This is a genomic window from Microbacterium testaceum, assembly GCF_029761935.1.
Classification (GTDB): Bacteria; Actinomycetota; Actinomycetes; order Actinomycetales; family Microbacteriaceae; genus Microbacterium; species Microbacterium testaceum_A.
In genome coordinates this window covers 591,830-617,971 of record NZ_CP121699.1, presented here as the reverse complement: position 1 = coordinate 617,971, position 26,142 = coordinate 591,830, and the positions used below count along the sequence as shown (strand labels likewise).

At 70.4% G+C, this 26,142-nt stretch carries 22 protein-coding genes; 1 reads left to right on the top strand and 21 read right to left on the bottom strand.

What is annotated here, in order from left to right:
* Positions 1–54 precede the first annotated feature (54 nt).
* The 9 genes from gmk to QBE02_RS02940 form a co-directional block, all read right to left on the bottom strand.
* A complete protein-coding gene (gmk, locus tag QBE02_RS02980) occupies positions 55–960 on the bottom strand; it encodes a guanylate kinase (RefSeq protein WP_279367068.1) in 906 nt (301 codons plus the stop codon).
* Positions 953–1,813, bottom strand: coding sequence for an orotidine-5'-phosphate decarboxylase (gene pyrF, locus QBE02_RS02975; protein ID WP_279367067.1), 861 nt, complete (start codon positions 1,811–1,813; stop codon positions 953–955). The genes gmk and pyrF overlap by 8 nt, the downstream gene beginning before the upstream one ends.
* Positions 1,810–5,097 carry a carbamoyl-phosphate synthase large subunit gene (gene carB / locus QBE02_RS02970; protein ID WP_279367066.1) on the bottom strand — a complete coding sequence of 1,096 codons (3,288 nt, stop codon included), beginning with the start codon at positions 5,095–5,097 and terminating at the stop codon, positions 1,810–1,812. The genes pyrF and carB overlap by 4 nt, the downstream gene beginning before the upstream one ends.
* Entirely contained in the window at positions 5,090–6,259 is a 1,170-nt protein-coding gene (gene carA, locus QBE02_RS02965) for a glutamine-hydrolyzing carbamoyl-phosphate synthase small subunit (RefSeq protein ID WP_279367065.1), read from the bottom strand. Before carA ends, carB begins: the two co-directional genes overlap by 8 nt.
* Positions 6,256–6,756 carry a hypothetical protein gene (locus QBE02_RS02960; protein ID WP_279367064.1) on the bottom strand — a complete coding sequence of 167 codons (501 nt, stop codon included), beginning with the start codon at positions 6,754–6,756 and terminating at the stop codon, positions 6,256–6,258. The genes carA and QBE02_RS02960 overlap by 4 nt, the downstream gene beginning before the upstream one ends.
* Positions 6,753–8,075, bottom strand: coding sequence for a dihydroorotase (locus tag QBE02_RS02955; RefSeq protein ID WP_279367063.1), 1,323 nt, complete (start codon positions 8,073–8,075; stop codon positions 6,753–6,755). Before QBE02_RS02955 ends, QBE02_RS02960 begins: the two co-directional genes overlap by 4 nt.
* Positions 8,072–9,040 (bottom strand): aspartate carbamoyltransferase catalytic subunit, encoded by a 969-nt coding sequence (locus QBE02_RS02950; protein ID WP_279367062.1) that lies wholly within the window; start codon positions 9,038–9,040, stop codon positions 8,072–8,074. The genes QBE02_RS02955 and QBE02_RS02950 overlap by 4 nt, the downstream gene beginning before the upstream one ends.
* Complete coding sequence (gene pyrR, locus QBE02_RS02945) at positions 9,037–9,567, bottom strand: bifunctional pyr operon transcriptional regulator/uracil phosphoribosyltransferase PyrR (protein WP_056231760.1); 531 nt, start codon at positions 9,565–9,567, stop codon at positions 9,037–9,039. The genes QBE02_RS02950 and pyrR overlap by 4 nt, the downstream gene beginning before the upstream one ends.
* A 249-nt stretch (positions 9,568–9,816) precedes the next feature.
* On the bottom strand, positions 9,817–11,400 hold the full coding sequence (locus QBE02_RS02940; protein WP_279367061.1) for a Rieske 2Fe-2S domain-containing protein: 1,584 nt from the start codon (positions 11,398–11,400) through the stop codon (positions 9,817–9,819).
* A 154-nt stretch (positions 11,401–11,554) separates the two neighbouring features.
* On the opposite strand from QBE02_RS02940, the gene QBE02_RS02935 reads away from it, so the two are divergent.
* On the top strand, positions 11,555–11,950 hold the full coding sequence (locus QBE02_RS02935; protein ID WP_279367060.1) for a tautomerase family protein: 396 nt from the start codon (positions 11,555–11,557) through the stop codon (positions 11,948–11,950).
* A gap of 82 nt (positions 11,951–12,032) precedes the next feature.
* Here QBE02_RS02935 and QBE02_RS02930 read toward each other — a convergent pair whose 3' ends face one another.
* The 12 genes from QBE02_RS02930 to alaS all read right to left on the bottom strand — a co-directional run bounded on the left by QBE02_RS02930 (position 12,033) and on the right by alaS (position 26,142).
* Positions 12,033–14,978: a DEAD/DEAH box helicase gene (locus QBE02_RS02930; RefSeq protein ID WP_279367059.1), complete on the bottom strand. Its 2,946-nt coding sequence runs from the start codon at positions 14,976–14,978 to the stop codon at positions 12,033–12,035.
* Between the two features lie 280 nt (positions 14,979–15,258).
* Positions 15,259–15,669 carry a transcription antitermination factor NusB gene (gene nusB, locus QBE02_RS02925; protein ID WP_056231746.1) on the bottom strand — a complete coding sequence of 137 codons (411 nt, stop codon included), beginning with the start codon at positions 15,667–15,669 and terminating at the stop codon, positions 15,259–15,261.
* Positions 15,670–15,671: 2 nt separating this feature from the next.
* Positions 15,672–16,232 carry an elongation factor P gene (gene efp / locus QBE02_RS02920; protein WP_056231743.1) on the bottom strand — a complete coding sequence of 187 codons (561 nt, stop codon included), beginning with the start codon at positions 16,230–16,232 and terminating at the stop codon, positions 15,672–15,674.
* Positions 16,233–16,304: 72 nt separating this feature from the next.
* Positions 16,305–16,763: a type II 3-dehydroquinate dehydratase gene (locus QBE02_RS02915; protein WP_279367058.1), complete on the bottom strand. Its 459-nt coding sequence runs from the start codon at positions 16,761–16,763 to the stop codon at positions 16,305–16,307.
* Positions 16,764–16,796: 33 nt separating this feature from the next.
* Complete coding sequence (locus tag QBE02_RS02910; protein WP_279367057.1) at positions 16,797–17,336, bottom strand: GNAT family N-acetyltransferase; 540 nt, start codon at positions 17,334–17,336, stop codon at positions 16,797–16,799.
* Between the two features lie 106 nt (positions 17,337–17,442).
* Positions 17,443–18,519: a 3-dehydroquinate synthase gene (gene aroB / locus QBE02_RS02905; protein ID WP_279367056.1), complete on the bottom strand. Its 1,077-nt coding sequence runs from the start codon at positions 18,517–18,519 to the stop codon at positions 17,443–17,445.
* Positions 18,516–19,070, bottom strand: coding sequence for a shikimate kinase (locus tag QBE02_RS02900; protein ID WP_279367055.1), 555 nt, complete (start codon positions 19,068–19,070; stop codon positions 18,516–18,518). Before QBE02_RS02900 ends, aroB begins: the two co-directional genes overlap by 4 nt.
* Positions 19,057–20,283, bottom strand: a complete 1,227-nt coding sequence (aroC, locus tag QBE02_RS02895) for a chorismate synthase (protein WP_279367054.1) — start codon at positions 20,281–20,283, stop codon at positions 19,057–19,059. Before aroC ends, QBE02_RS02900 begins: the two co-directional genes overlap by 14 nt.
* A 4-nt stretch (positions 20,284–20,287) precedes the next feature.
* On the bottom strand, positions 20,288–21,124 hold the full coding sequence (locus QBE02_RS02890) for a shikimate dehydrogenase (RefSeq protein ID WP_279367053.1): 837 nt from the start codon (positions 21,122–21,124) through the stop codon (positions 20,288–20,290).
* Positions 21,118–23,001, bottom strand: a complete 1,884-nt coding sequence (mltG, locus tag QBE02_RS02885; RefSeq protein WP_279367052.1) for an endolytic transglycosylase MltG — start codon at positions 22,999–23,001, stop codon at positions 21,118–21,120. The genes QBE02_RS02890 and mltG overlap by 7 nt, the downstream gene beginning before the upstream one ends.
* A 1-nt stretch (position 23,002) precedes the next feature.
* The gene (gene ruvX / locus QBE02_RS02880; protein ID WP_279367051.1) at positions 23,003–23,476 is read right to left on the bottom strand and encodes a Holliday junction resolvase RuvX; all 474 of its coding nucleotides are present in this window, start codon (positions 23,474–23,476) and stop codon (positions 23,003–23,005) included.
* Positions 23,473–26,142, bottom strand: coding sequence for an alanine--tRNA ligase (gene alaS, locus QBE02_RS02875; protein ID WP_279367050.1), 2,670 nt, complete (start codon positions 26,140–26,142; stop codon positions 23,473–23,475). Before alaS ends, ruvX begins: the two co-directional genes overlap by 4 nt.

Sequence of the window (26,142 nt, the reverse complement as noted above, 5' to 3'; positions counted from 1 at the left end):
TTATTCTAGCCGACGCCGGCGCGGCCTGTGCCGAGGGGCGTCGGGTGGGTCGGATCAGTGCTGCGCCGAGGCGAGCGCCACGACCTGGGCGGCCGCGTGAGCCACCTCGTCGTTCACGACGCGGTAGTCGAACTCGTTCTGCGCGGCGAGTTCGACGCGGGCCGTGCGCAGGCGTCGCGCGCGCTCCTCGGCATCCTCGGTCCCCCGTCCGACCAAGCGCTGGACGAGCTCGTCCCAGCTCGGGGGAAGCAGGAACACCAGGGTCGCCGACGGGTCGGCCGCGCGCACCTGGCGCGCGCCCTGGAGGTCGATCTCGAGCAGTGCCGTGCCGCCCTCGGCGAGCACGCGCTCGATGGGAGCGCGCGGGGTGCCGTAGCGGTTCTGGTTGTGCACGACGGCCCACTCCAGCAACTCCCCCGCCGCGACCAGACGGTCGAACTCGGCGTCGTCGACGAAGTAGTAGTGCTCCCCCTCGACCTCGCCGGGGCGGGGCGATCGGGTGGTCGCCGACACCGAGAGGTGGATCTCGGGGTAGTTCTCTTTGATGTGGGCGGCGACCGTCCCCTTGCCGACGGCGGTGGGGCCGGCGAGCACGATGAGGCGACTGCGACCCTCTCGGGGGCCCGGCTCCGGCCAGCGCGAGTCGAGGTACTGCCGCAGGGCGTCGCGCTGCCGCGTGCCGAGACCGCCGAGGCGTTTCACGGGAGAGATCGACAGGGAGGCGAGGATGCGATCGCGCTTACTCTCGCCGATCGCGGGGATCGCGGTGAGGAACTCGGTCACGCGCATCGCCCCGGCCGCCGACAGCGGGTCGGCGAGGCCGCGGCGCAGCAGTTCCTGCGGCGAGATCACGCGCGTCGACACGTCGCGCTTGAGCGCGGCGCGCTCTCGACGGGCCTCGACGGCGCGGCGCGAGGCGGCGGCACGGTCGACCTCGGGCGGACGGCGGGTTTCAGCCATTCGAAGACTCCCGGTAGAGCGCGGCACGCTCGTCGATACGGGCGGCGAGACGGTCGGGTCCGACCGCGAGGATGCTGCGGCTCTCGTTCGCGACGACGGCGGATGCCACGTAGCCGAACAACCGGCGGAGGTCGGCGGGCGCGGCCCCCTGCGCGCCGAAGCCGGGAGCGAGGATCGGCATGCCCGCCAGAGCCATGTCGCTCAACCCGAACGCCGAGCGGTCGACGGTCGCGCCGACCACGACGCCGATCGGACCGAGCGCCCCGGGGGCGCCGATGTTGGCCTGGTTGACGTCGTGCGCCACGCGCACGGCGACGAACTCGTGGTCGCCCACCGCGAGGGCGTCGTCGACGATCGCGCTCTGCAGAGCCCGGGCTTCGGGGTTGCTCGTCGCGGTCAGCACGAACGCGCCCTTGCCGTGGTGCACGGCCAGCGCCAGCGCCTCTCGCAGCGAGTCGGCGCCGAGATAGGGCGACAGGGTCACGGCATCCGCTTCGAGAGGAGAACCGGGCGCGAGCCAGGCGTGGGCGTAGCCCTCCATGGTCGTGCCGATGTCACCGCGCTTGGCGTCGGCGATCACGAGCAGGCCCGCGTCCCGCGCCGCGGCCATCACGTCTTCGAGCGCCGCGAAACCGCGGGAGCCGTAGCGCTCGTAGAACGCCACCTGCGGCTTGACCACGCCGACCCGGCCGTGGGCGGCCTCGACGGTGCGCAGGCCGAACTCCCGCGCGCCCTCGGCGGTGGCATCCAGCCCCCACGCCGACAGCAGTGCGGCGTGGGGGTCGATGCCGACGCACAGAGCGCCGTGCAGGCCGAGGGCGGCGGAGAGCCGCTGACCGAACGTCTCGCTCACAGGCGTCCCGCGCGATCCGAGGCGTGCTCCTGCAGGCTGCGCACCTCGAAGCCGTTCTTCATCGCTCCCAGGGCGCTCACCGCGGCGCCGAGAACGGCCATCGTGGTGAAGAGGGCCTTGTCGGCGGCCACGGCCGCGGCGCGGATCTCGTAGCCGTCGGCGCGCGCCGTGCCGCCCGAGGGCGTGTTGACGATCATGTCGATCTCCCCCGCGTTGATCAGGTCGACCACGTTCTGCTGGTCGGACCCCTGCGTCTCGGAGTACTTCTCGACGACCTTCACCCGGATGCCGTTGCGCGCCAGGATCTCGGCGGTGCCCTCGGTCGCGAGCAACGAGAAGCCGAGCTCCTGCAGACGGTGGGCGGGCAGGATCACGGCGCGCTTGTCGGCGTCGGCGACCGAGATGAACACGGTGCCCGAGATCGGCATGCCGCCGTAGGCGGCCTCCTGCGATTTCGCGAACGCGGTCGGGAAGTCGCGGTCTATGCCCATGACCTCACCGGTCGAACGCATCTCGGGTCCGAGGACCGAGTCGACCGTGTGCCCGTCGGCGGTGCGGAACCGCTTGAACGGCAGCACGGCCTCCTTGACGGCGACGGGGGCGTCGAGAGGCACGCGCGAGCCGTCCTGCTCGGGCAGCATGCCCTCGGCGATGAGCTCGGCGATCGTGTTTCCGGCCATGATGCGGCTGGCGGCCTTGGCGAGAGGGATGCCCAGGGCCTTCGACACGAACGGCACCGTGCGGCTCGCGCGCGGGTTCGCCTCGATGACGTAGAGGACTCCCGCCGAGATCGCGAACTGCACATTCAGCAGGCCGCGCACGCCCACGCCCTTCGCGATGGCGAGGGTCGCTTCGCGGACGCGGTCGACCTCGGTGCGACCGAGCGACACGGGCGGGAGGGTGCACGAGGAGTCACCGGAGTGGATGCCGGCTTCTTCGAGGTGCTCCATGACGCCGCCGATGTACAGGTCGGTGCCATCGAACAGCGCGTCGACGTCGAGCTCGATCGCGTCGTCGAGGAAGCGGTCGACGAGCAGCGGGAGCCCGGGTCCGATGATCGCCTGGTCGGCGACGCGCACGAAGTAGTCGCGCAGCGCGTCGGTCGAGTAGACGATCTCCATGCCGCGCCCGCCGAGCACGAAGCTCGGGCGCACCAGCACGGGGTAGCCGATCTCCTCGGCCACGGTCACGGCGCCCTCGACGTCGATCGCCGTGCCGTTGCGCGGGGCGACGAGACCGGCGTCGTCGAGCAGGCGCGAGAACAGTTCGCGCTCCTCGGCGAGGTCGATCGCCTCGGGACTCGTGCCGAGGATCGTATAGCCGGCGGCCTCGATGCCCTTGGCCAGGCCCAGCGGCGTCTGGCCGCCGAGCTGGCAGACGACACCGAGGATGGTGCCCGACTGGCTCTCGGCGTGCAGCACCTCGAGCACGTCCTCGAGCGTCAGCGGCTCGAAGTACAGGCGGTCGGAGGTGTCGTAGTCGGTCGACACGGTCTCGGGGTTGCAGTTGACCATGACGGTCTCGTAGCCGGCGTCCGACAGGGCGAACGAGGCGTGCACGCACGAGTAGTCGAACTCGACGCCCTGACCGATGCGGTTGGGCCCCGAGCCGATGATGACGACCTTCGTGCGGTCGGAGGGGGTGACCTCGGTCTCGGCGTCGTACGAGGAGTAGTGGTACGGCGTGAGGGCCGGGAACTCGCCCGCGCAGGTGTCGACGGTCTTGTAGACCGGGCGCACGTCGAGCGCGTAGCGGCTCTCACGCACCTCGGTCTCGTCGAGCCCGCGGATCTGCGCGATCTGCGCGTCGCTGAAACCGTGCTCCTTCGCGACGCGGAGGGTGTCGGCATCCAGGCTCTCGGCCGCGCCGATGAATTCCGCGACCTCGTTGATCAGCACCATCTGATCGATGAACCAGGGGTCGATCGCCGTGGCGTCGAACGCCTGCTCGGGCGTCGCGCCCTTGCGCAGCGCCTGCTGCAGCACGACGATACGGCCGTCGGTCGGGGTCTTCGCGATCTCGAGCAGTTCGTCGACCGAGCGTGACTCCTCGCCCCAGTGGAAGCTCGACCCGCGCTTCTCGAGCGAGCGCAGCGCCTTCTGCAGGGCCGTGGTGTAGTTGCGGCCGATCGCCATCGCCTCGCCGACCGACTTCATGGTGGTGGTCAGCGTGGTGTCGGCGGCGGGGAACTTCTCGAAGTTGAAGCGCGGCACCTTGACCACGACGTAGTCGAGCGTGGGCTCGAAGCTCGCCGGGGTCACCTTGGTGATGTCGTTCGGGATCTCGTCGAGGCGGTAGCCGATCGCGAGCTTCGCGGCGATCTTGGCGATCGGGAAGCCGGTGGCCTTCGACGCCAGCGCGCTCGAACGCGAGACGCGCGGGTTCATCTCGATGACGATGATGCGCCCCGTCTTCGGATCGACCGCGAACTGGATGTTGCAGCCACCCGTGTCGACGCCCACCGCGCGGATGATGTCGATGCCGATGTCGCGCAGCTTCTGGTACTCGCGGTCGGTCAGAGTCAGCGCGGGCGCCACCGTGATCGAGTCGCCGGTGTGCACGCCGACCGGGTCGACGTTCTCGATCGAGCAGACGACCACCGTGTTGTCGGCGGTGTCGCGCATGAGCTCGAGCTCGTACTCCTTCCACCCGAGGATCGACTCCTCGAGCAGCACCTCGTTCGTGGGCGAGTCGTGCAGGCCCGCCCCGCCGATGCGACGCAGGTCGGCCTCGTCGTACGCGAAGCCCGAACCCAGGCCGCCCATGGTGAACGACGGACGCACGACCAGCGGGTAGCCGAGCTTCTCGGCCCCGGCGAGCAACTCGTCCATCGAGTGGCAGATGACGGATGCCGCGACATCGGCGCCCGCTTCCAGCACGAGCTCCTTGAAGATCTGGCGATCCTCACCGCGGTTGATCGCGTCGAAGTCGGCGCCGATGAGCTCGACGTCGTACTTCTCGAGGATGCCGCGCTTGTGCAGCTGGATCGCCGCGTTCAGAGCGGTCTGTCCGCCGAGCGTGGGGAGAACGGCATCCGGCTTCTCTTTGGCGATGATCGATTCGATGACCTCGGGGGTGATCGGCTCGATGTAGGTCGCGTCGGCGAAGTCGGGGTCGGTCATGATCGTCGCCGGGTTGGAGTTGACGAGGATGACGCGCACGCCCTCTTCGCGCAGCACGCGGCACGCCTGGGTGCCGGAGTAGTCGAACTCGCAGGCCTGACCGATGACGATCGGGCCGGAGCCGATGACGAGGACGGAGTGGATGTCGTCGCGCTTAGGCATTCTTCTTCTCCTGGGTGGCGAGAACCATCTCGCGGAAGCGGTCGAACAGGTAGTTGGCGTCGTGCGGGCCGGAGGCGGCCTCGGGGTGGTACTGCACGCTGAACGCGGGGATGTCGAGGGCGCGCAGGCCCTCCACGACGTTGTCGTTCAGGCCGATGTGGCTGACCTCGACGCGGCCGAAGCCGGCGGGGCTGTCGACGACCTGGTCCAGTGGCGCCTCGACGGCGAAGCCGTGGTTCTGCGAGGTGATCTCGACGCGGCCGGTGGTCTTGTCGAGCACCGGCTGGTTGATGCCGCGGTGGCCGAAGGGCAGCTTGTAGGTGCCGAAGCCGAGGGCGCGGCCCAGCAGCTGGTTGCCGAAGCAGATGCCGAAGAAGGGCAGACCGTCGCCGAGCACGGCGCGCAGCAGTTCGACGTGCTGATCGGATGCCGCGGGGTCGCCTGGACCGTTCGAGTAGAACGCCGCGACGGGCTCGATCGCGCGGATCTCGTCGATCGTCGCGGACTGCGGGAACACGTGCACGTCGAACCCGCGCGCGGCGAGGTTCACGATCGTGGACTGCTTCACGCCCAGGTCGAGCACGGCGAGGTTGCCGATGCGCTCAGCGGTTGCGGGGGTCACCTCGACCTCGCTGACCGACACCTCGGCGGAGAGGTTGCGGCCCGCCATGCCCGGGGCTTCGAGCACCCGGCGCAGCTGCTCCTCGGCATCCAGATTCGCGGCCTCGCCCGAGAAGACGCCACCGCGCATGCTCCCGGAGGAACGGATGCGGCGGGTGACGGCGCGGGTGTCGATGCCGGAGATGCCGACGATCCCGTCTTCGACGAGCGCGTCGTCGAGCGAGCGGTTCGCGCGCCAGTTCGACACCATGCGCGAGGGGTCGCGCACGACGTAGCCGGCGACCCAGATACGACGCGACTCGGGGTCTTCGTCGTTCACGCCGGTGTTGCCGATGTGGGGCGCGGTCTGCAGCACGATCTGGCCCGCGTACGAGGGGTCGGTGATCGTCTCCTGGTAGCCGGTCATCCCGGTGGCGAAGACGACCTCGCCGAGGGTCTCGCCGCGAGCGCCGTAGGCGCGGCCGGTGTAGCGGGTGCCGTCTTCGAGCACGAGGACGGCCGGGTCGCGCGAGAGGCGCGAGGAAGGGATCAGGGCGGTCATGCGTCGCTTCCTGTCGAGGTGAGGGGGCGGATGGCGTCGGCCAGTGCTTTGGCCGAGGCCTCCTGAGGACGGAGGTAGGTGTCGACGATCGTGTCGTCGTCGATGCGCCAGCTGACGCGCGTCAGGCCGTCGCGCTCGACCACGCGATCGATGGCGACCGTGGCTTGAGCTGCGTCGACGAGGCGGTCGCGGGTGAGCGCGATGCGGGGCTGGCCCTGCAGGTCGAGGGCGACGCCGGCCGTGGTGACGGTGACGTCGACGCGGGAGCGGAAGCCGAGACCCTTGATGGCGAGACGCTCGAGCGGCTCGTCGTGTCGGGTCGTGGCGACGTAGAGCCCCGAGAACACCGCCGATTCGACGGCGTCCGCGGGCAGCTCCCCCACCGGGGCCGTGTAGCGCGCATCGCGCCGCGTTCGTCGCACCCAGGCCCACGCGAGCACGGCCAGCAGCACGAGGGCCACGCCGATCATCACGACGAGGGCGCCCTCGCGGCTCATGCGAGCACCCCGGGGGCGTCGAGCACGGCACCGTCGACGACGGTCGGGATGCCGGCGCGCACGGTCCAGCGCACCTCGCCGGGCAGCTCCCGGCCGAGGTAGGGCGAGTTGGTGCTGCGCCCGCGCAGGTCGTCGAGGCCGAACGTGCGCGAGGGGCGCGGGTCGTACAGCGTGAAGGTCGCCGGCTGCCCCGCGGCCACGGGGGTGCCGTGTCCGTCGAGGCGTCCGATGCGGGCCGGGTTCGCCGACATCACGCGGGCGACGTCGGCCCAGTCGAGCAGTCCCGTCTCGACCATGGCGTGGTGCACGACGCGCAGCGCGCTCTCGAGACCCACCATGCCATTCGCCGCGGCCGCCCACTCGCAGGCCTTCGCCTCGGTGGGGTGCGGGGCGTGGTCGGTGGCGACGATGTCGATCGTGCCGTCGGCCAGACCCTCGCGCACGGCCATCACGTCTTCTTCGCGTCGCAGCGGCGGGTTGACCTTGAACCGCGCGTCGTAGTCGCGCACGAGCTCGTCGGTCAGCAGCAGGTGGTGCGGGGTGACCTCGGCGGTGACGTTGACTCCGCGCTTCTTGGCCCAGCGGATGATGTCGACCGAGCCCGCGGTGCTCAGGTGGCACACGTGCAGGCGCGAGCCGACGTGCTCGGCCAGCAGCACGTCGCGCGCGATGATCGACTCCTCGGCGACGGCCGGCCAGCCGGTCAGGCCCAGCTCGGCCGAGACGGCGCCCTCGTTCATCTGCGCGCCCTCGGTGAGGCGCGGATCCTGCGCGTGCTGCGCGATGACGCCGTCGAACGCTTTCACGTACTCGAGGGCTCGCCGCATGATCAGCGGGTCGAAGACGCAGAAGCCGTCGTCGCTGAAGACGCGCACGCGGGCGCGGGAGTCGGCCATCGCGCCGAGCTCGGCGAGGCGCTCCCCCTTCTGCCCGACGGTCACGGCGCCGATCGGCTGCACGTGCACGTAGCCGGCCGCCTCGCCGAGCGCGAGCTCCTGCTCGACCACGCCCGCGGTGTCGGCGACCGGAGAGGTGTTCGGCATGGCGAAGACGGTGGTGAAGCCACCCGCGGCGGCCGCGCGGGAACCGGTGAGGATCGTCTCGGATGCCTCGTACCCGGGCTCGCGCAGGTGCACGTGCAGGTCGACCAGGCCGGGAAGGGCGAGGAGGCCGTCGGCATCCACGACCGTCGCACCGGCGTGCGAGAGGCCGGAGCCGGTCTCGGCGATGATCCCGTCGCGGACGAGGAGGTCGGTGGCATCCTGGCCCTCGACGCGCGCGCCGCGGACCAGAAGGGTCTGGGGGGTGGCGTGGCTCATCGGACGTCCTCTTTCTCGGTGTGGGGCCGCTCGCCCGCCAGCAGCAGGTAGAGGACGGCCATCCGCACGGAGACGCCGTTCGTGACCTGCTCGAGCACCGTCGAGCGAGGCGAATCGGCGGCTTCGGCGGAGATCTCCAGACCTCGGTTCATGGGGCCGGGGTGCAGGACAATGCTACCGTCCGGCAGAGCCTGCAAACGCCGTGCGTCAAGACCGTACCGGCGGGAATACTCCCGTTCAGTCGGGAAATACGCCGCCGACATCCGCTCGAGCTGGATGCGCAGCATCATCAGCGCGTCTGGACCGGCCGCGATCGCGTGATCGAGGTCGAAGTCGACCTCGACGGGCCAGCGGCTGACGTCCTGCGGGACCAGCGTCGGCGGAGCCACCAGCGTCACGTGCGCGCCGAGCGTGTGCAGCAGCCACACGTTCGAGCGCGCGACGCGCGAGTGCAGCACGTCACCGACGATCGTGACCCGGATGCCACCGAGGTCGCGGCCGCGGCTGTCGTCGCCGAACAGGCGCTTGCGGATCGTGAAGGCGTCGAGCAGGGACTGCGTCGGGTGCTCGTGGGTGCCGTCGCCCGCGTTCACCACGCCGGCGCTGATCCAGCCGGAGGTCGCCAGGGTCCGCGGGGCGCCGGACGCGCCGTGGCGGATGACCACGGCATCCGCCCCCATCGCCTGCAGCGTCTGAGCCGTGTCCTGCAGCGACTCGCCCTTGCTGACGCTCGAGCCCTTCGCCGAGAAGTTGATGACGTCGGCGGAGAGGCGCTTGGCGGCGGCCTCGAACGAGATGCGCGTGCGGGTGGAGTCCTCGAAGAAGAGGTTGACCACGGTCTTGCCCCGCAGCGTGGGGAGCTTCTTGACCTCGCGGCGCTGCGTGTCGGCCATGTCCTCGGCGACGTCGAGGATCTCGAGCGCGTCGGCGCGCGAGAGGTGCTGGGTGTCGAGAAGGTGCCTCATGACTCGATCGTCACCTCCTCGATGCCGTCGATCTCGGCGAGGCGCACGTTGACGCGTTCGTCGCGGGCGCTCGGCAGGTTCTTGCCCACGAAGTCGGGGCGGATCGGCAGCTCGCGGTGGCCGCGGTCGATCAGCGTCGCCAGGCGCACGGCGGCGGGGCGACCGATGTCCTGCAGCGCGTCGAGGGCGGCGCGGATGCTGCGACCCGAGAACAGTACGTCGTCGATGAGCACGACGACCTTGCCGTCGATGCCGCCGGCGGGGATCTCGGTGCGGCGCGGTGCCCGCGTGGGATTGCGGTGCAGATCGTCGCGGTACATCGTCACGTCGAGCGAGCCGACCGGCACAGCTGCGCCGCCGAAGTCGCTCACGAGGGGGCCGATCCTGTTCGCGAGCGTGACGCCGCGGGTCGGGATGCCGAGGAGGACGAGTCCTTCCGGTCCTTTGTTGGACTCCAGGATCTCGTGCGAGATGCGCGTCAAAGCGCGGGCGATATCGGCATCGTGCATGACGGTGCGCGTGTTCATCCGCCGCTCCCTTCTCCGCCTCACGGGACGGGGTTAAAGGTTGCTGTGGTTCGACGTTCAGTCTAGCTGCCGGAGCGGGCCGTCGCGTGGCGCGCAGACGGTGCGCTGCCGCCGAGCCCGACAGCACACGTACGTGTCGAGGTCGTACGTCCCGGCCTGCACGCTGTATGTCGCCTCGCGCGGTTCGGATGCTCTCGTGCGCGTGAGGGCCGTCGCCGCCGGAGGTCGCGAGAACTCACGTCCGTGGTGTCAGCTCGCAGCGACCTCGGCGGCGGCGCGCTCTCCGCTCGGGGTGGTGCGCACGCGGGACGAGCGGATCGGGTGACCGGTCGTCGTCAGGCACCGGCCCGAGGCGAGGTCCCACTTCCAGTCGTGCAGCGAACAGGTCAGCACGCCGTCCTCGATCTTGCCGGTCTTCGTCAGGTCGGCACGCAGGTGCGGGCAGCGACGCTGAACGGTCCAGCCGTCGATCTCGGCATCTTCGGTCTGATCCGACTGCTCGGCGTACCAGTTCTCGACGTACTCGATCCGGTCGCGCGACAGGCACTTCAGGAACGTCGTGAGGAACTCGTTGAACTTGCCCGAACGACCCACCTCGAACTGCATCGACAGGAAGATCGAGTTCGACCAGTCGATCTCGTGATCGCGGATGTTCGTCGACACGAGGTCGGCGGGGATCGTGTACCAGTAGATGCACTCCTCGCCGGCGTACTCTCGCAGCTTCGCCTTCGGGAAGTCCACGACCATGTCGAGCTCTCCGATGCGGAACCGCACCATGCCGCCCACGCCGTTGCGGATCGTTCGAGCGCGACGCAGCAGCGGCTCCCACCACTCCTTCAGCGCAGCGAGCATCTCGGCCGGCGGGATGATCTCCGCGCGCGTCGCTTCTTCGGCCCGAACCTCGGCCTGGCGACTGTCACGCTGCTCGGTCAGGTAGTTCCACTTGTCTCCGAAGACGCGTTCGATCTCGGCATCCGTGTACAGGGTCTGCGTGACGGTGACATCCGACCCCTGCACCTCCACCTCGGTGCCCGGGAGGAACAGGTAGCCCTTCTGGTCGGGACGCTGCTCCTTCATGTGCGCGAGGAACTCGCGCTGGTCGGTGAAGATCGAGTCGCCGTCCATGCCGGTGCCGTTGTAGCGGAACAGCTCTTCGCGCAGGAACATCGGCGGACCAGCCATCGGGAACACGTGCTCGGCGTCGACCTTGTCGATGTAGTACATCGCGCGCTTGTTCTGCGCGTCGCGCTTGAGCTGGGCGAAGTTCTGCTTCGCGTCCTGCGGCAGGTCGTAGACCATGGGCCACCAGATGGCCCCCGATACCTGAGTGAAGTATGCGTCGGGCTTGCCGAAGTCGAACAGCTTCTCGAGATCGAGCGGGTGCGAGTCGTTCTGGTTGAGGATCGAGGCCGTGCCGTCGTCGAGCGAGAGCGACGAGTCGCCGATCGGTCCGTCGGAGGGCGCGCGCAGCGGCGTCACCATGAGCTTCAGGTCACCGAACTGCAGGGGGACGCCGGCCTCAGTGCGCACGAGGTTGGTGTAGCCGAGCGCGATGAGGTCCTGCTCGAGGTCATCGGTGGGGTACTCGGGGAGCAACACCTTGATGTCCTTCGACACGTACCGCTCGAGCATCGCCGGATCGAAGTGATCGCGGTGGCGGTGCGAGATGTACAGGAAGTCCGCCTTGCCGAAGCGCTCCCAGTCCAGGGCGCGGTTGTCGGGGAACGGGAACCACGAGCCGAAGAAGCTCGGACCGATGACGGGGTCGCAGATGATGCTGCCGCCGCGCGTCTCGATGAACATTCCCGCGTGGCCGAGGCCGGTGATCTTCATGTCGCTCCTGTGTCGTTGGCGAACCACACGAGTCTACGCGGGGGCGACTGCGAGAGCCCGGGGAGTGCGGGGGTGTCGAGATGTCGTCGTCAAGCCGCCCGCGTCCATACCGTCGCGGAGTACCGTCCCCGGCGAACCGACGAAAGGATTCACGATGCCCCTGGTCATGATCGACACCATCCGCGGACAGTACGAAGAGACGCAACTGCGCACCCTCCTGGATGCCGTGCAGGATGCCGTCGTCGAAGCGTTCGACGTCCCGGACACGGACCGCTACCAGATCCTCACCCAGCACGAACCGTTCGAGCTCGTCGCCCTCGATACCGGCCTCGGGATCACTCGGAGCGAGCGCCTGGTCATCGTGCGACTCGCGTCGAAAGCGCGCACCGAGGACGCGAAGGTCACCCTGTACCGCGCTCTCGCTCGCAACCTGAAGGACCGCCTCGACATCGGCGGGGAGGACCTCGTCGTGAGCATCACCGAGAACGGCGACGCCGACTGGTCGTTCGGTCACGGCACCGCGCAGTTCCTGACGGGCGAGCTCGGCTGAGATCCCGGATGCCGCTCCCCCGGTATCCCGCGACACCTCGTCCGACCGCGGAGCGCGGACGCCGGCACCCCGTCGCACCCCATCACGGACCGAGCAATCCCCGGATGTCGTCCGCGTCGAGCGCTGCGGCGAAGGCATCGTCGTCGTCGATCACCGCGTCGAACAGAGCCGCCTTGCGGTGCTGCAGAGCTCGCACCTTCTCTTCGACCGTTCCCGCGGCGAGGAGGCGGTACACGAACACGCTCTTCGTCTGACCGATGCGGTGCACGCGATCGATCGCCTGACTCTCGGCGGCGGGATTCCACCACGGATCGAGCAGGAACACGTACTCGGCCTCGGTGAGGGTCAGACCGAAACCGCCGGCTTTGAGGCTGATGAGGAACACGGGAGCATCCCCCTCGCGGAACCCGTCGATCACCTCGCCTCGGCGAGCCGTGGACCCGTCGAGGTGCGCATACGCGAGACCCGCGGCATCGAGTCGCTCCGCAGCCAGATCGAGGAACGACGTGAACTGACTGAACACCAGAGCGCGGTGCCCCTCGGCCGCCACCTCCACGAGACGGTCGAGCAGCACGTCGAGCTTCGCCGACCCCAGGTGCGCATCGCGCTCGTCGACGAGACCCGGGGCCAGGGCCAGCATGCGCAGCAGGGTCAGCGAGCGGAAGACGATGAAGCGCTGCCTGTCGAGATCGTCGAGCAACCCGAGCACCTTCTGCCGCTCGCGTTGCAGCACACGGTCGTACAGCTCCTGGTGCGCGGGACCGAGGGGAACCGCGATCTCCTGCTCCTGCTTGGGAGGCAGATCGGATGCCACGACGTCCTTCGTGCGACGCAGCAGGAACGGCCGCACCCGACGGCGCAGACGATCCAGCGTCTTCTCACGGTGCGCGCTCGCCGCGGCTGCCGACAGTGCGGTGGGGGCGTCGGACGGCAGTTGCTCGATCGCCCGGGTGTAGTCCTCGCGGAACTGCCGGATCGAGGGGAAGAGCCCCGGAGCCGTGAGAGAGAGCAGCGCCCACAGGTCGTCGAGACCGTTCTCGATCGGCGTCCCGGTCGCGGCGAACACCGCGTCGGTCTGCAACGCCGCGATCGCGCGATGGATCCGCGTCGCGGGGTTCTTCACGAACTGCGCCTCGTCGAGAACGACGCCGGCCCAGTGCGGATCGGCGAACTCCGCGGCATCCGCCCGCACGACCCCGTAGGGGGCCACCACGATGTCGACGCCCCCCGCGATGTCGGTGATCGCGGATTGTCGGCGAACGGCCGTCGCCTCGACCATCGCGACCCGCAGGTCGGGTGCGAAGCGCGCCGCCTCGTCTCGCCACGTTGGCAGGACCGAGGTGGGCGCGACGACGAGCCAGGGGCGCTGCTCCCCCGCGGCCTTCGCATGGGCGATCAGGGCCAGAAATTGCAGGGTCTTGCCGAGACCCATATCGTCGGCGAGGATCCCGCCGAGCCGGTGCCGGTGCAGCAGGGCGAGCCACGACAGCCCCTCGCGCTGGTATGGGCGCAGCTCGGCGCGGAACCCGCTCGGCGTCGGCACCTCGGGCACCTCGGCCACATCGCGCAGCGCCCGCGCCAGTTCGCGCCACTCGACCGCGGCGTCTGACTGGTCGGCGAGGTCCTCGAACTCCGCCCACAGGGTGAGGTGCGTGCGCGGAAGCCGCGGACCGGTTTCCCACTCGTCGAGCGCCGCCGCCTCTTCAAGCAGGTCGCGAAGCCGCTGCAGGGCCGGATGCGCGAGCGAGAACCATGCGCCGTCCGAGAGCTTGATGCGCGTGCGCCCGCGCGAGAGCGCCGAGAACAACGTGCCGAACGGAATCGTGCGCCCCTCGATCGTCACGACGATGCCGAGGTCGAACCAGTCGCGATCGAGCGACTCGACCGCCGTGATCCGCAGCGACGGGTCACCCCTCAGCTCGCGGAACGTCGGCGCCGTGCCGGTCGTGCGCACCCGCACCTCGTCGAGCACGTCGATCGCGGGGAGCACCCGGGTCGCGAACACGGCGGCATCCGCATCGTGCAACGTCGCGCGGGGCGTCACGGGCAGATCGGATGCCGCCATCCACGCCGTCTCGAACCGCTCGCCGATCTGCGCCTCGGCGCGGGGGTCGCGCTCGGCGTCGTCGGCCGCGTCGTACGCGACGCGACGAGCACCCGGGTACACCCACTCGAGTCGATAGGCGACGTCGTCATCGGCGTAGGCCACCGCGACCTCGAGCGTCGGGCGATCGGGCGGCGCGGCCGGGACCCCCGCTCCCACCGACAGTGGCGCACGCCGTGCGAGTCGCGGATACACCTCGGCGACGAACTCGTCGGCCTCCGCGCGTGGCACGTCGACGCCCGCGGTGCCGAGGAGCGTCGGGAGGGGCGCGGGCAACGCCACGGGCGCGAGGATGATCGGCACAGGGTCGCGGTCGAGTTCGAACACGAACAGCCCCGACTCGCCGATCGCGCGCGCTCGCGTCGCGTCGACGGTGTCGCCTTGGAGCGTGAGGTCGGCCGAGATGCGCAACGCTCCCCCGCCGACGGCGTCAAGGGCGACCCGCGCGGTCGCCTCATCCGCGAGACGCACGCTCTGCTGGGGGTTCATCGACACGATCGGGATGCCGAGATCCGCCGCCGCATCCAGGTGCGGCCACAGCAGGGGCGAGGTCACGGCGTCGAGCGCGACCGTGTCGCCGGCCGGGGCGAAGGGGCCGGTGGTCCGGAACGCTTGGGCGAGGGCGAACAGTTCGGCGAACCACTGCACGTGCGCCGGGTCGAACCGCCCCGCCGATCGTCGTACGGTCTCCCACGTGGCGTCCGCCCGGATCCAGGCGTCGCGCGCCCCGCGAACGAGCGGACGGGCAGCGAGCTGCAGGTCGTCCTGCCGCTGTGCGAGCAGACGCGGCGTCACGGGAACGACCGCGCGGGCTTCCCACCGCGCGGGGTCGTACGCCTCGCGCTGGCGCAGCTCGATGCCCAGCGCGAGCGCCGCGTGCGGCTCGGCGCCGCCTACGGGGATCAGCTCACGCCACGACGTCACGCCGCGATCCTTCCCCGGACCTCCGACGTCGGCGCCCGCCCGCGCGGCGCGCACCGGCCCCCGCCACACGCACAAACTGTCTTGACGCGCGTGAACGCGCGCTTTTCGCTGTCTTCGGCCCCGACAGCGTCCATAGACGAAGAATCGCGACTTAGCCGAACTCTGCGACCCACCGCCAGTCTACCGATCCGCGCGCACACGGCATCCGCCCCGCCCGGGAAACGACGCGACGCGACCGCCGACCGGGAGTCGGGGCCGCGTCGGGACACGTCGACTCGGGTCAGGACGAGCGCGCGATCCGCGCCAGCACGCCGTGCACGAACGAACCGGAGTCGTCGGTCGAGAACTCCTTCGCGAGCTCCACCGCTTCGTCGATCGCGACGGCGGTGGGGACCTCGTCGTTGTAGAGGATCTCCCACGTCCCCATGCGCAGCAGCGCGCGGTCGACGGCGGGCATGCGCTGCAACGACCAGTCCTTCGCGAACGTGGTGATCTGCTCGTCGATCGCGTCGCGGTTGTCGATCACTCCGTCGACGATGTCGCGGGCGTAGAGCCACGAGGCCTCGCGGGCGGGTTCGGAGGCGGCGCGCTTGGCCTCAGTGGCGAGCATGATCGCGAGTTCTTCGCCGCGGACGTCTGCCTGGAAGAGGATGTCGAGGGCGCGCTTGCGCGCTTTTGTACGGGCGCTCAAGGTCAGCTGATGCGGCCGAGGTACTCGCCGGTGCGAGTGTCGACCTTGATCTTCGTGCCGGTCTCGAGGAACAGGGGAACCTGCATCTCGTAGCCGGTCTCGACGGTGGCGGGCTTGGTGCCGGCCGACGAACGGTCGCCCTGCAGGCCGGGCTCGGTGTAGGTCACCTCGAGGATGACGGACGGCGGCATCTCGACGTAGAGGGGGTTGCCGTTGTTGAGGGCGATCTGCACCTGCTGGTTCTCGAGCAGGAAGTTCGCGGCGTCGCCGACGGTGGCGGCGCCGACCGTGATCTGGTCGTAGTCGGCGACGTCCATGAACACGAAGCCGTCGCCGTCGTTGTACAGGTACGTAAAGTCGCGGCGATCGACGTTCTCGGTCTCGATCTTGGCGCCGGCGTTGAAGGTCTTGTCGACGACCTTGCCGCTCATGACGTTCTTCAGCTTCGTGCGGACGAACGCGCCGCCCTTTCCGGGCTTGACGTGCTGGAACTCCACGACGCTCCAGAGCTGACCGTCGATGTTCAGGACGACGCCGTTCTTGATGTCTGCGGTGGATGCCATGAGTGCCGATATTCCGTTTCGTGAGTCGAAGTGGGCGAGAGCCCGACGTCAGAGTCTACGCGATCCCCGCCGTCAGCCGTCTGCGCGACCCGAGATCACCTCGACGAGGAGGTCGACGGCGCGCGCGTATCCGGGCACTCCCTCTCCGATGACGTGCACCGCGGCGACGTCGTGGATGTACGAGAAGTGTCGGAAGCTCTCGCGCTCGAGGATGTTCGAGATGTGCACTTCGGCGACGGGGAGGTCGACGGATGCCAGCGCATCGCGCAACGACACGGAGGTGTGCGTCAGCCCTCCGGCGTTGATGACGATCCCGGCGCAGTCGAGCCGCGCGGCGTGGATCTCGTCGATCAGCACGCCCTCGTGGTTGCTCTGAACGGCGCGCACCTCGAGGCCGTGACGGGCCGCTGCCTCGCTCGTCACGCGCTCGACGTCGGCGAGGGTGTCGCGGCCGTAAATCTCGGGCTGCCGGGTGCCGAGCAGGTTGAGGTTCGGGCCGTTGACGAGCAGCAGGCGGCGGGGCGTGGTCATGCTCGGCACGTTATCAGCGCCGGCCCTGCGCGCTCAGTCCGATGTGCGCAGAGACCTGCTCATCGCGAGCTCGGCGCCGATGGGGCCGTAAAAGGTCTCACCCGTCGCGACGAATCCGGCGCGACGATATACGGCCTGGGCGCGGTGGTTGTCGACGTGCACGTCGAGCGACAGCGACTCGAAGCCCTGCTCGGCCGACCACCGCGCGGCGGCGTCGAGCAGAGCGTCGATCGCGCCGCTGCCCCGCGCTTCGGGCGCAACGTAGACGCCCACGACGTCGGCGCGGCCCTGGGGCAGCCTCCGCCCGGTGTGGTCGATCTCGCCCGCGCGACGCACGAGCACGGTCACCGACCCGACCCACGTGTCGCCGTCCTCGGCCACGAACATCGCCGTCGAGCCGCCGGAGGCTCCGCCGGCGGCGCGTTCGTGCCAGAACTCGGGGTCGCGCTCGAGCTCCTGCTCGCGGGTGGTGAGGAAAGCGATGGATGCCACCGGGTCGCTTACCGCGCGCAGCCGCAGTTCGCGCACGCGTGCGCCTTCGTCCGCGCGCACCCGGCGCACGCCGATGGTCACTTCCGCACCCCGACCGTGGGTGCAGGGCGTGGGGCGCGTCCCACCCGCGTCCGGTTGCGGTTGACGACCGGAGCGTTGTCGACGGGTGTCCCCCGTCGGGCGGTGCTCACGCACCGACCTCCTGGTACGCCGCGAACAGCAGCGACTCGTCGGGCGCCTGCAGCACCGTCGGGCGGGCGAGGTCGTCGAGCACGATGAAGCGCAGCATGCTGCCGCGGCTCTTCTTGTCGCGCTGCATGGTCGCCTTGAGCGTCTGGAACGCCCCGGCGCGGTAGGTCGTCGGAAGGCCGAGCGACTCGAGCACCGTGCGGTGGCGCTGGGCGACGTCGTCGGACAGGCGGCCCGCGAGGCGCGACAGCTCGGCCGCGAACACCATGCCGACCGAGATCGCCGCGCCGTGGCGCCAGCGGTAGCGCTCGGCGTGCTCGATCGCGTGGCCGAGCGTGTGGCCGTAGTTCAGCACCTCGCGCAGCCCGGCCTCGCGCAGGTCCTCGCCGACGACGCGCGCCTTCATGTCGATCGCGAGCTCGACGCAGCGGCGGAAGCCGTCTCCGCGCGGATCGACGATCCCCTCGGGGTCGGCCTCGATGAGGTCGAGGATCTCGGGATGCCAGATGAAGCCCGCCTTCACCACCTCGGCGAACCCGGCGGTCGCCTCGTTCTTCGACAGCGTGTCGAGCAGGTCGAGGTCGCACACCACGGCGACCGGGGGCCAGAACGCGCCGACGAGGTTCTTTCCCTCGGCGGTGTTGATGCCGGTCTTGCCGCCCACCGCGGCATCCACCATTCCGAGCACGGTCGTGGGAACCTGCACGAGTGCGACGCCGCGCAGCCAGGTCGCCGCGACGAAGCCCGCGAGGTCGGTGACCGCTCCCCCGCCGAAACCGACGACGACGTCGGTACGGGTGAAGTCGGCCTGGCCCATGACCTGCCAGCAGAAGGCCGCGACCTCGACGCGTTTTCCGGCCTCGGCGTCGGGGATCTCGGCGAGCAGCACCTGCCGGTCTCCCATCAGCTGCGCCCGCAGCTCCTCGGCTTGCTTCGCGAGGGTCGGCGGGTGCACGACGAGCACCTTCTGCGCCCCCGCGGGAAGCGTCTCGCCGAGCGAGGCGAGCAGGCCCCGACCGATCGTGATGTCGTAGCCGGGGTCACCGGCGACGCTGATGGTGGTGGTGTCGGTCATGCCGTCTCTCCGGCCGGCACACGGCGTGCCCAGGCCACGATGTCGTCCACGACCCGCGAGAGGGGGCCGGACGAGGTGTCGAATGCGATGTCGGCCGTCTGCTCGTAGACGGGTCGGCGCTCGTCGAAGATGCGCTGCCAGCGCGCGACGGGGTCTTCTCCGCCGAGCAACGGTCGCTCGTCGCCGTGGATCCGGGATGCCACGACATGCGGCGCCACCGTCAGCAGCACGACGTGATGCTCGCGCAGGCGTTCGCGCGTCAGCGGGTCGAGCACTGCTCCCCCGCCGAGCGCCACGACACCGCCGCGGGCCAGGGCCTCGACGACCGCGTCGCGCTCCAGGGCGCGGAAGTGCGGTTCGCCGTGGGCGACGAACAGTGCCGGGATCGGACCGTGGTCGCGCACGACGAGCTTGTCGGTGTCGGTGAACGGCGTTCCGAGCGCGCGCGCCACGCGACGGCCCACGCTCGTCTTTCCCGCCCCCATCGGCCCGATGAGCACGACGGCGGGACCCGCGGACGCGGTCTCGGAAGCGGCGTCAGGCGAGGTCATGCGCGAGGAGCGCCGCGTCGGACGCGTCGGTCGTGCGCAGCGTCTCGGGCAGGTTCGCGAGGTAGGTCTCGACGTTGCGGCGGGTCTCGACGATGTTGTCGCCGCCGAACTTCTCGAGGACGGCGTCGGCGAGGGTGATCGCGACCATGGCCTCGGCCACGACGCCGGCGGCGGGGACCGCGCAGACGTCGGAGCGCTGGTGATGCGCGGCGGCGGTGTCGCCCGTGGCGACGTCGACCGTGCGCAGGGCCTTGGGGATCGTCGCGATCGGCTTCATGCCGGCGCGCACGCGCAGCACGGTGCCGGTCGACATGCCGCCCTCGGTGCCGCCCGCGCGATCGGACGACCGCGTGATCCCGTCGCCCGTGACGAAGAGCTCGTCGTGCGCCTGCGATCCGCGGCGGGTCGTGGTGAGGAAGCCGTCGCCGACCTCGACGCCCTTGATCGCCTGGATGCTCATGAGGGCCTGAGCGAGCTTGGCATCCAGTCGACGATCCCACTGCACGTGGGAGCCGAGTCCGGGCGGGACGCCGTAGGCGAGGACCTCGACGACGCCGCCGAGCGTGTCGCCGGCCTTCTTCGCGTCGTCGACCTCGGCGACCATCGCGGCACTCGTCTCGGCGTGGAAGCAGCGCAGCGGATCGGCGTCGAGACGGTCGACGTCGTCGGGCGTCGGGAACTCCGCGTCGTCGGGGACGCGGACGGGACCGATCGAGAGCGTGTGGCTGACCAGACGGATGCCGAGTTCGTTCAGGAACGACCGCGCGACGGCGCCGAGGGCGACGCGGGCGGCGGTCTCGCGGGCCGAGGCCCGCTCGAGGATCGGTCGGGCCTCGTCGAAGCCGTACTTCTGCATGCCGACGAGGTCGGCGTGACCGGGACGCGGGCGCGTGAGAGCGGCTCCGCGGCCGCGCGAGCGGTCGGAGAGCTCGACGGGCTCGGGGCTCATCACCTCGGTCCACTTGGGCCACTCGGTGTTGCCGATGCGCAACGCGATGGGGCTGCCGATCGTGAAGCCGTGCACGATGCCGGTCGACAGTGACAGCTCGTCTTCTTCGAACTTCATGCGCGAGCCCCGGCCGTAGCCCAGGCGACGACGCGCGAGTTCGGCGCGGATCTGAGCCGAAGAGATGGGGACGCCGGCCGGCATCCCTTCCATGAGGGCGATCAGCTCGGGGCCGTGGGACTCGCCGGCGGTGAGAACGCGAAGCATGGTCCTAGTCTCCCATGAGCGCGGTGCGCATTGCGGCCAGCACCTCGGCCTCGCGCTCGACGGCGACCCCGGGGTCTCCCCCGACGAAGACGCGCACTTGCAGCAGGGCCTGGTGCAGAAGCATCGCGAGACCGTCGTGCGCCTCCCCTTCCGCGCGCTCCCACGCCCGGGCGAGTGGGGTCGGCCAGCCCCCGTAGACGACGTCGACGAGCGGACCCGAGACGGATGCCAGATCGTCGGCGACGCGGCCGAGGTCGGTGCCCCCGGGCAGAGCCGCGATGGTGGCGTCGACGGGTGCCAGGGGCGGTTGATCCAGAGCGGCGACCCGGATCGCCACGCCCAGGGCGTCGCCGAGAGCGGCGATCGGCGCGGCGGCGTCGGGACGGCGGGCGCGCACCTCGACGGTCCGGGCACCGGCGCGGGCGGCCGCGACGACCGCGGAGGTCGCGGTGGCCCCCGCACCGAGCACGCGGATGGCGTCGGGCTCCCGCACCCCGAACTCGTCCAGTGCCCGCGCGAGGCCGCCCACGTCGGTGTTGAAGCCGCGGGGTCCATCCTCGCTCAGCAGGAAGGTGTTGACGGCGCCGGTGAGGCGCGCATCGTCGTCGAGCGAGATCGCGTCGCGCGCGGCGGCGTGCTTGAGCGGCATAGTGAGCGAGAGGCCGCGCCAGTCGGCATCCAGGCTCCGCCAGGCACTCTCGAAGCCCGCCTCGTCCACCTGCCTGCGCCCGTACTCCCAATCGAGCTCGAGGACGTTGTACGCGGACGCGTGCAGCCGGGGCGACCGCGAGTGCGCGATCGGGTCGCCCCAGACGGCGAGGCGGCGTGGGGCGGTCAGCATCCGCCGTTCGGGTTCTCGCGGCACCACTGCTGGAACTGCGCGACCGCCTTCTCCTGATCGGCGTAGGTGGTCGAGAACACCGTCTCACCCGTCGACAGGTTCACGGTCGTGAAGTAGTACCAGGGTCCGTCGACCGGATGCATTGCGGCATCGATCGCGAGGTCTCCGGCATTGGCGATCGGTCCGACCGGCAGCCCGGGGTACTTGTACGTGTTGTACGGGTTGTCGCCGTTCAGGGCGTTCGCGCTCGACGACGACGATCCGGCGTCGAGTTCGTTCGCGCCGTACTGCGCGGTGGAGTCCATCTGCAGCAGACCGTGCGTCTCGGTGTTGTCGGGCTGCAAGCGATTCTCGATCACGCGCGAGACCTTGTAGAAGTCTTCGCTGCTGCGCGCCTCGCGCTCGATGATCGAGGCGATCGTCAGGATGCGCTCCCGGTCGTCGGGTGCGACACCGGCCTTGTCGAGCGACTCGATCGTGCGCTTGACCATGCGGTCGATGACCTGCTGGGCGGTGACGCCGTCATCGAAGTCGTAGGTGGCGGGGAAGATCCAGCCTTCGAGGGTCGAAGCCGTCACCCCGTAGGTCGAGGGCGTCGCCACCGCCGCATCGAGATCGCCGCGCGGGATGCTCGTCTGCTCGGAGATGATGTCGAGCGACTGCTTCAGCGTCAGGCCCTCGCGCAGCTGCACGGAGTTGTCGAGCCTGTTCGCCGGATCCTTCAGGGCGGCCAGCACCGCCTCCGAGGTCATCTGCTGCTGCAGTTTGTAGACGCCGGGCTGGAACGTGAACCCGACGGCGTTGTCGACCATGTACTTGTAGAGCGAGTTGGAGGCCTTCGTCACCCCCGCCTCGAAGAGCTTGGGCGAGACGGACTGCCCCGTGTCGCCGGCCACGATCGTCACGCGGGCCTCACCGGTGGCTTGGCCCGCCTCGTACTCGAGCGACTCCCCGTTGCCGAGGAACGCCTGCACGCGGTCACCGTAGGTGTTCCACAGCGCGATACCGCCGCCGGCGACACCGCCGACGAGGATCAGCACGATCGCCAGGGCGATCCAGCGACCGACGGACCGGTGCCGCTTCGGGGGTTTCTGCGGCGCCCACCCGATCTGCTGCGTGGTGGTCTCGCCGGTGAACAGGTCTTCGAGGGAGCCGGATGCCGCGCCCGAGCCGGACGCTGCGGAGGCGGCCGCGCCGGCGCCGGCACCGACGAGGACGGGCTCGCGATCGCGCGACGGCTCCGCGCGGCGGGCGTTCGCTCCGGAGCGCGGGGCCTCGGCGGCGAGCGGGGCGTCGGCGGCGCGCGGGGCCTCGGCGGCGCGCGGGGTGTCAGCCCGGCGGGCGGCGGCTTGCCACGCGGCCGACCGGGTGTCGCGGGCCGGCTGTGCGTCGGCGGGGGTTCCGGCTACGGCGGGGGCGCCCGTGCGACGGGGGCCGGGAACGGTGTCGCCGCCGCGGCGCGGACCGGGAGCGTCCTCGGATCGGCGGGCCGCGGGGGCCGCGCGCTCGGACGGGATCGAGGAGGCGGCGGCTCGGGGCGACGACGAAGGCTCGATCCGGCGCGCAGCCTGCTGCTCGTCGGCCGCGCGGGGGGCCGGCGCGGGCGCGGCTGCGGCGGGGAGGGATCCGGTCGGGCGAGGCGCCTCGGCAGACGGGGTGGTGTTCTCGTCCGCTGCGCGAGCGGCCTGCTCCGACCCGATGATCGGGGTCGCTTCCGTCGAGGCCCGGCGGGCCTCTCGAGCTGCTCGGCGCGACGGAGGCGCGGCATCCGTCTGCGGTGCGGACTCCTGCGAGCTGCGGGCGCCGGTGCGGGGGTCGGGCAGGCGACCGTAGAGATCCGCGAACGGATCGTTCTCGGGGGGCTGGTTCTCGGGCATGTCAGGCGGGCTCCTGTCCCGGTGTGACGGTGGGTCCGGCCGGCTCGCCAGACTGTCGCTCCACGTCGAGCGCCTGCTGCAGAAGGACCACAGCGGCGACTTGGTCCACAATGCTACGAGAATCCCGCTGGGAACGCCCTGCTTCTCTCAACACGCCGTGCGCCGAGACCGTACTCAGCCGTTCGTCGACCAGTCGCACGGGCATGGGGAGCGCCTTCGCCAGAGCAGCCGCGAACGTCCGTGCGTCGGTGGTCGATGCCGTGTCCTCCCCGCGCAGGTTGAGGGGCAGCCCGACCAGGATCTCGAAGGCCTCGTACTCCGCCGCGAGAGCCGCGATCCGGCGGATCGGCTCCCCCTTGCGGGGTACGGTCTCGACCGGAACGGCCAGCACCCCGTCCGGATCCGACCGTGCCACGCCCACGCGGGCACGCCCGACGTCGATACCGAACCGGATGCCGCGCCGGAACACCGTCACGCGGTGGTCGCCCGCACGTCCGACACGATGCCGTCGAGCGCCTGCGGCAGAGCCGTGGCATCCGTCCCGCCGCCCTGGGCGACATCGGGACGTCCGCCGCCGCCGCCGCCGAGCACGCCCGCGGCGTTCTTCGCCAGGGCACCGGCGGCGAGACCCCGCTCGCGCGCGGCGTCGTTGGTGACGACGACGACCGTCGCACGGCCACCCGCGACGCTCGCGAGAGCGACGACCGCCGGGTCGGTGCCCAGGCGGTCGCGCACCTGCAGGGCGAGCGAGCGCACGTCGTCGGCCGACGCGCCCTCGCCCAGGCTCTGTGCGACGACGCGCACGGTACCGACGGCGACGGCCGACTCGACCAGCTGCGGAAGGCGGCCGGTCAGGGCCTGCGCCTCGAAGGCGGCGATCTTCTTCTCGGCGGCCTTGAGGTTGGCGGCCAGCTCGGCGATGCGCGTGGGCAGCTGCTCGCGCGGGGTCTTCAGGCTCGTGCTGAGCTGCGAGACGATCGCGCGCTCGGCGGCCAGGTCGCGGAAGGCGTCGAGGCCGACGAGGGCCTCCACGCGGCGGTTCGAGGCGCCGACCGACTGCTCGCCGACGAGGTTGACCAGGCCGATCTCGGCGCTGCGGGCGACGTGGGTGCCACCGCACAGCTCGCGCGACCAGGGGCCGCCGATGTCGACCATGCGCACGGTGTCGCCGTACTTCTCGCCGAACAGCGCCATGGCGCCGGCGGCCTTCGCCTCGTCGAGCGACATCACGCGCGTGGTGACCTCGAGATTGTCGCGGACGGCGTTGTTGGCGATGTCCTCGATCTCGGTGCGGGTCTCGGGCGACAGGGCCGAGCCCCAGCTGAAGTCGAAGCGCATGTAGCCGGCGCGGTTGAGTGAACCGGTCTGCGTCGCGGTCTTGCCGAGCGTGTCGCGGATCGCCGCGTGCACGAGGTGCGTCGCGGTGTGCGCCTGCTGGGCGGCGTGGCGGTTGAGCGCGTCGACGACCGTCGTCGCGGGCGCGCCGACCGATACCTCGCCGGTGGTGACCTCGACGGTGTGGCTGACCAGGCCCGGAACGGGGCGCTGCACGTCGAGCACCTCGAGCTCGTAGCCGGGGCCGACGATGACGCCCTTGTCGGCGACCTGGCCGCCCGACTCGGCGTACAGGGCGGTCTCGGCGAGGATGACCTCGGCGATCTGGCCCTCCGACGCGCGGTCGGTGCCCTGGCCCTGCACGAGGATGCCGAGGATCTTCGACTCCGTCTGCATCTCGGTGTAGCCGGTGAACACGGTCTCACCGAGCGCGCGGAACTCGCGGTACGCGCTCTGGTCGGCGATCGCCCCCTTGCGGGCGCGAGCGTCGGCCTTGGCGCGCGTGCGCTGCTCCTGCATGAGGGTGTCGAAGGCCGCACGATCGACCGACAGCCCGGCCTCTTCGGCGATCTCGAGGGTGAGGTCGATCGGGAAGCCGTAGGTGTCGTGCAGCAGGAACGCCTCGGAGCCCGACAGGGTGGTACCGCCGCCGTTCTTGGCCTCGACGACGGACTGGTCGAGGATCGCGGAACCGGCGGCCAGCGTGCGCAGGAACGTCTGCTCCTCGGCGATCGCGTAGGCCGAGAGGCGCGCGTAGTCGGCCTCGACCTCGGGGTAGGACTCCATCATCGCGTCGCGCGAGGCGGCGAACAGCTCGGGGAAGGTCGCGCCCTCGACGCCCAGCAGACGCATCGAGCGGATCGCGCGGCGCATGATGCGGCGGAGGATGTAGCCGCGGCCCTCGTTCGAGGGGGTCACGCCGTCGGCGAGCAGCATGAGCGAGGAGCGCACGTGGTCGGCGACGATGCGCAGGCGCACGTCGTCGTCGTGCGACTCCTGGCCGTACGACTTGCCCGCGAGCTTCGCGGCCAGGTCGAGCACGGGGCGCACCTGGTCGGTCTCGTACATGTTGTCGACGCCCTGCTTGATGAACGCGATGCGCTCGAGGCCCATGCCGGTGTCGATGTTCTTGGCGGGGAGTTCGCCGACGATGTCGAAGTCGTACTTCGAGCGCACGTTGGTGATCTCGTATTGCATGAACACGAGGTTCCAGATCTCGACGTAGCGGTCGTCGTCGGTCGCGGGACCGCCGTCGATGCCGTACGCCGGGCCGCGGTCGAAGAAGATCTCCGAGCAGGGGCCGGCGGGGCCCGGCAGGCCGGTCGACCAGTAGTTCGTGTCCTTGCCGAGGCGCTGGATGCGCTCGTCGGGCAGGGTGCTGAGTTTCAGCCAGAGGTCGCGGGCCTCGTCGTCCTCTTCGTAGACGGTGACCCACAGGTCCTTCGGGTCGAAGGCGAGTCCGCCCTCCGACTCGGGCGCGGTGAGCAGCTCCCACGCGAAGCGGATGGCGTCTTCCTTGAAGTAGTCGCCGAACGACCAGTTGCCGAGCATCTGGAAGAAGGTGCCGTGACGCGGGGTCTTGCCGACCTCTTCGATGTCGTTGGTGCGGATGCACTTCTGCACGTCGGCCGCGCGCGGGTACGGCGGCGGGACGACACCGCTGAGGTACGGGATGAAGGGCACCATGCCCGCCACGGTGAACAGCAGGGCCGGGTCGTCGGTGACGAGCGAGGCCGAGGGGACGATCGTGTGGTTCTTCTTCTCGAAGAAGTCGAGGAAGCGCTGGGCGATCTCGGCGGTTTTCAT

Bases quoted from the DNA above. Each gene is read 5' to 3' on its own strand.
- carB (WP_279367066.1), bottom strand. From the start codon at position 5,097: ATGCCTAAGCGCGACGACATCCACTCCGTCCTCGTCATCGGCTCCGGC.
- gmk (WP_279367068.1), bottom strand. From the start codon at position 960: ATGGCTGAAACCCGCCGTCCGCCCGAGGTCGACCGTGCCGCCGCCTCG.
- alaS (WP_279367050.1), bottom strand. From the start codon at position 26,142: ATGAAAACCGCCGAGATCGCCCAGCGCTTCCTCGACTTCTTCGAGAAG.
- QBE02_RS02935 (WP_279367060.1), top strand. From the start codon at position 11,555: ATGCCCCTGGTCATGATCGACACCATCCGCGGACAGTACGAAGAGACG.
- pyrR (WP_056231760.1), bottom strand. From the start codon at position 9,567: ATGAACACGCGCACCGTCATGCACGATGCCGATATCGCCCGCGCTTTG.
- QBE02_RS02890 (WP_279367053.1), bottom strand. From the start codon at position 21,124: ATGCTGACCGCCCCACGCCGCCTCGCCGTCTGGGGCGACCCGATCGCG.
- carA (WP_279367065.1), bottom strand. From the start codon at position 6,259: ATGACCGCCCTGATCCCTTCCTCGCGCCTCTCGCGCGACCCGGCCGTC.
- QBE02_RS02940 (WP_279367061.1), bottom strand. From the start codon at position 11,400: ATGAAGATCACCGGCCTCGGCCACGCGGGAATGTTCATCGAGACGCGC.
- aroB (WP_279367056.1), bottom strand. From the start codon at position 18,519: ATGACCGACACCACCACCATCAGCGTCGCCGGTGACCCCGGCTACGAC.
- QBE02_RS02960 (WP_279367064.1), bottom strand. From the start codon at position 6,756: ATGAGCCGCGAGGGCGCCCTCGTCGTGATGATCGGCGTGGCCCTCGTG.
- mltG (WP_279367052.1), bottom strand. From the start codon at position 23,001: ATGCCCGAGAACCAGCCCCCCGAGAACGATCCGTTCGCGGATCTCTAC.
- QBE02_RS02915 (WP_279367058.1), bottom strand. From the start codon at position 16,763: ATGACCACGCCCCGCCGCCTGCTGCTCGTCAACGGCCCGAACCTCAAC.
- QBE02_RS02955 (WP_279367063.1), bottom strand. From the start codon at position 8,075: ATGAGCCACGCCACCCCCCAGACCCTTCTGGTCCGCGGCGCGCGCGTC.
- QBE02_RS02950 (WP_279367062.1), bottom strand. From the start codon at position 9,040: ATGAGGCACCTTCTCGACACCCAGCACCTCTCGCGCGCCGACGCGCTC.
- efp (WP_056231743.1), bottom strand. From the start codon at position 16,232: ATGGCATCCACCGCAGACATCAAGAACGGCGTCGTCCTGAACATCGAC.
- aroC (WP_279367054.1), bottom strand. From the start codon at position 20,283: ATGCTTCGCGTTCTCACCGCCGGCGAGTCCCACGGCCCCGAGCTGATC.
- QBE02_RS02900 (WP_279367055.1), bottom strand. From the start codon at position 19,070: ATGACCTCGCCTGACGCCGCTTCCGAGACCGCGTCCGCGGGTCCCGCC.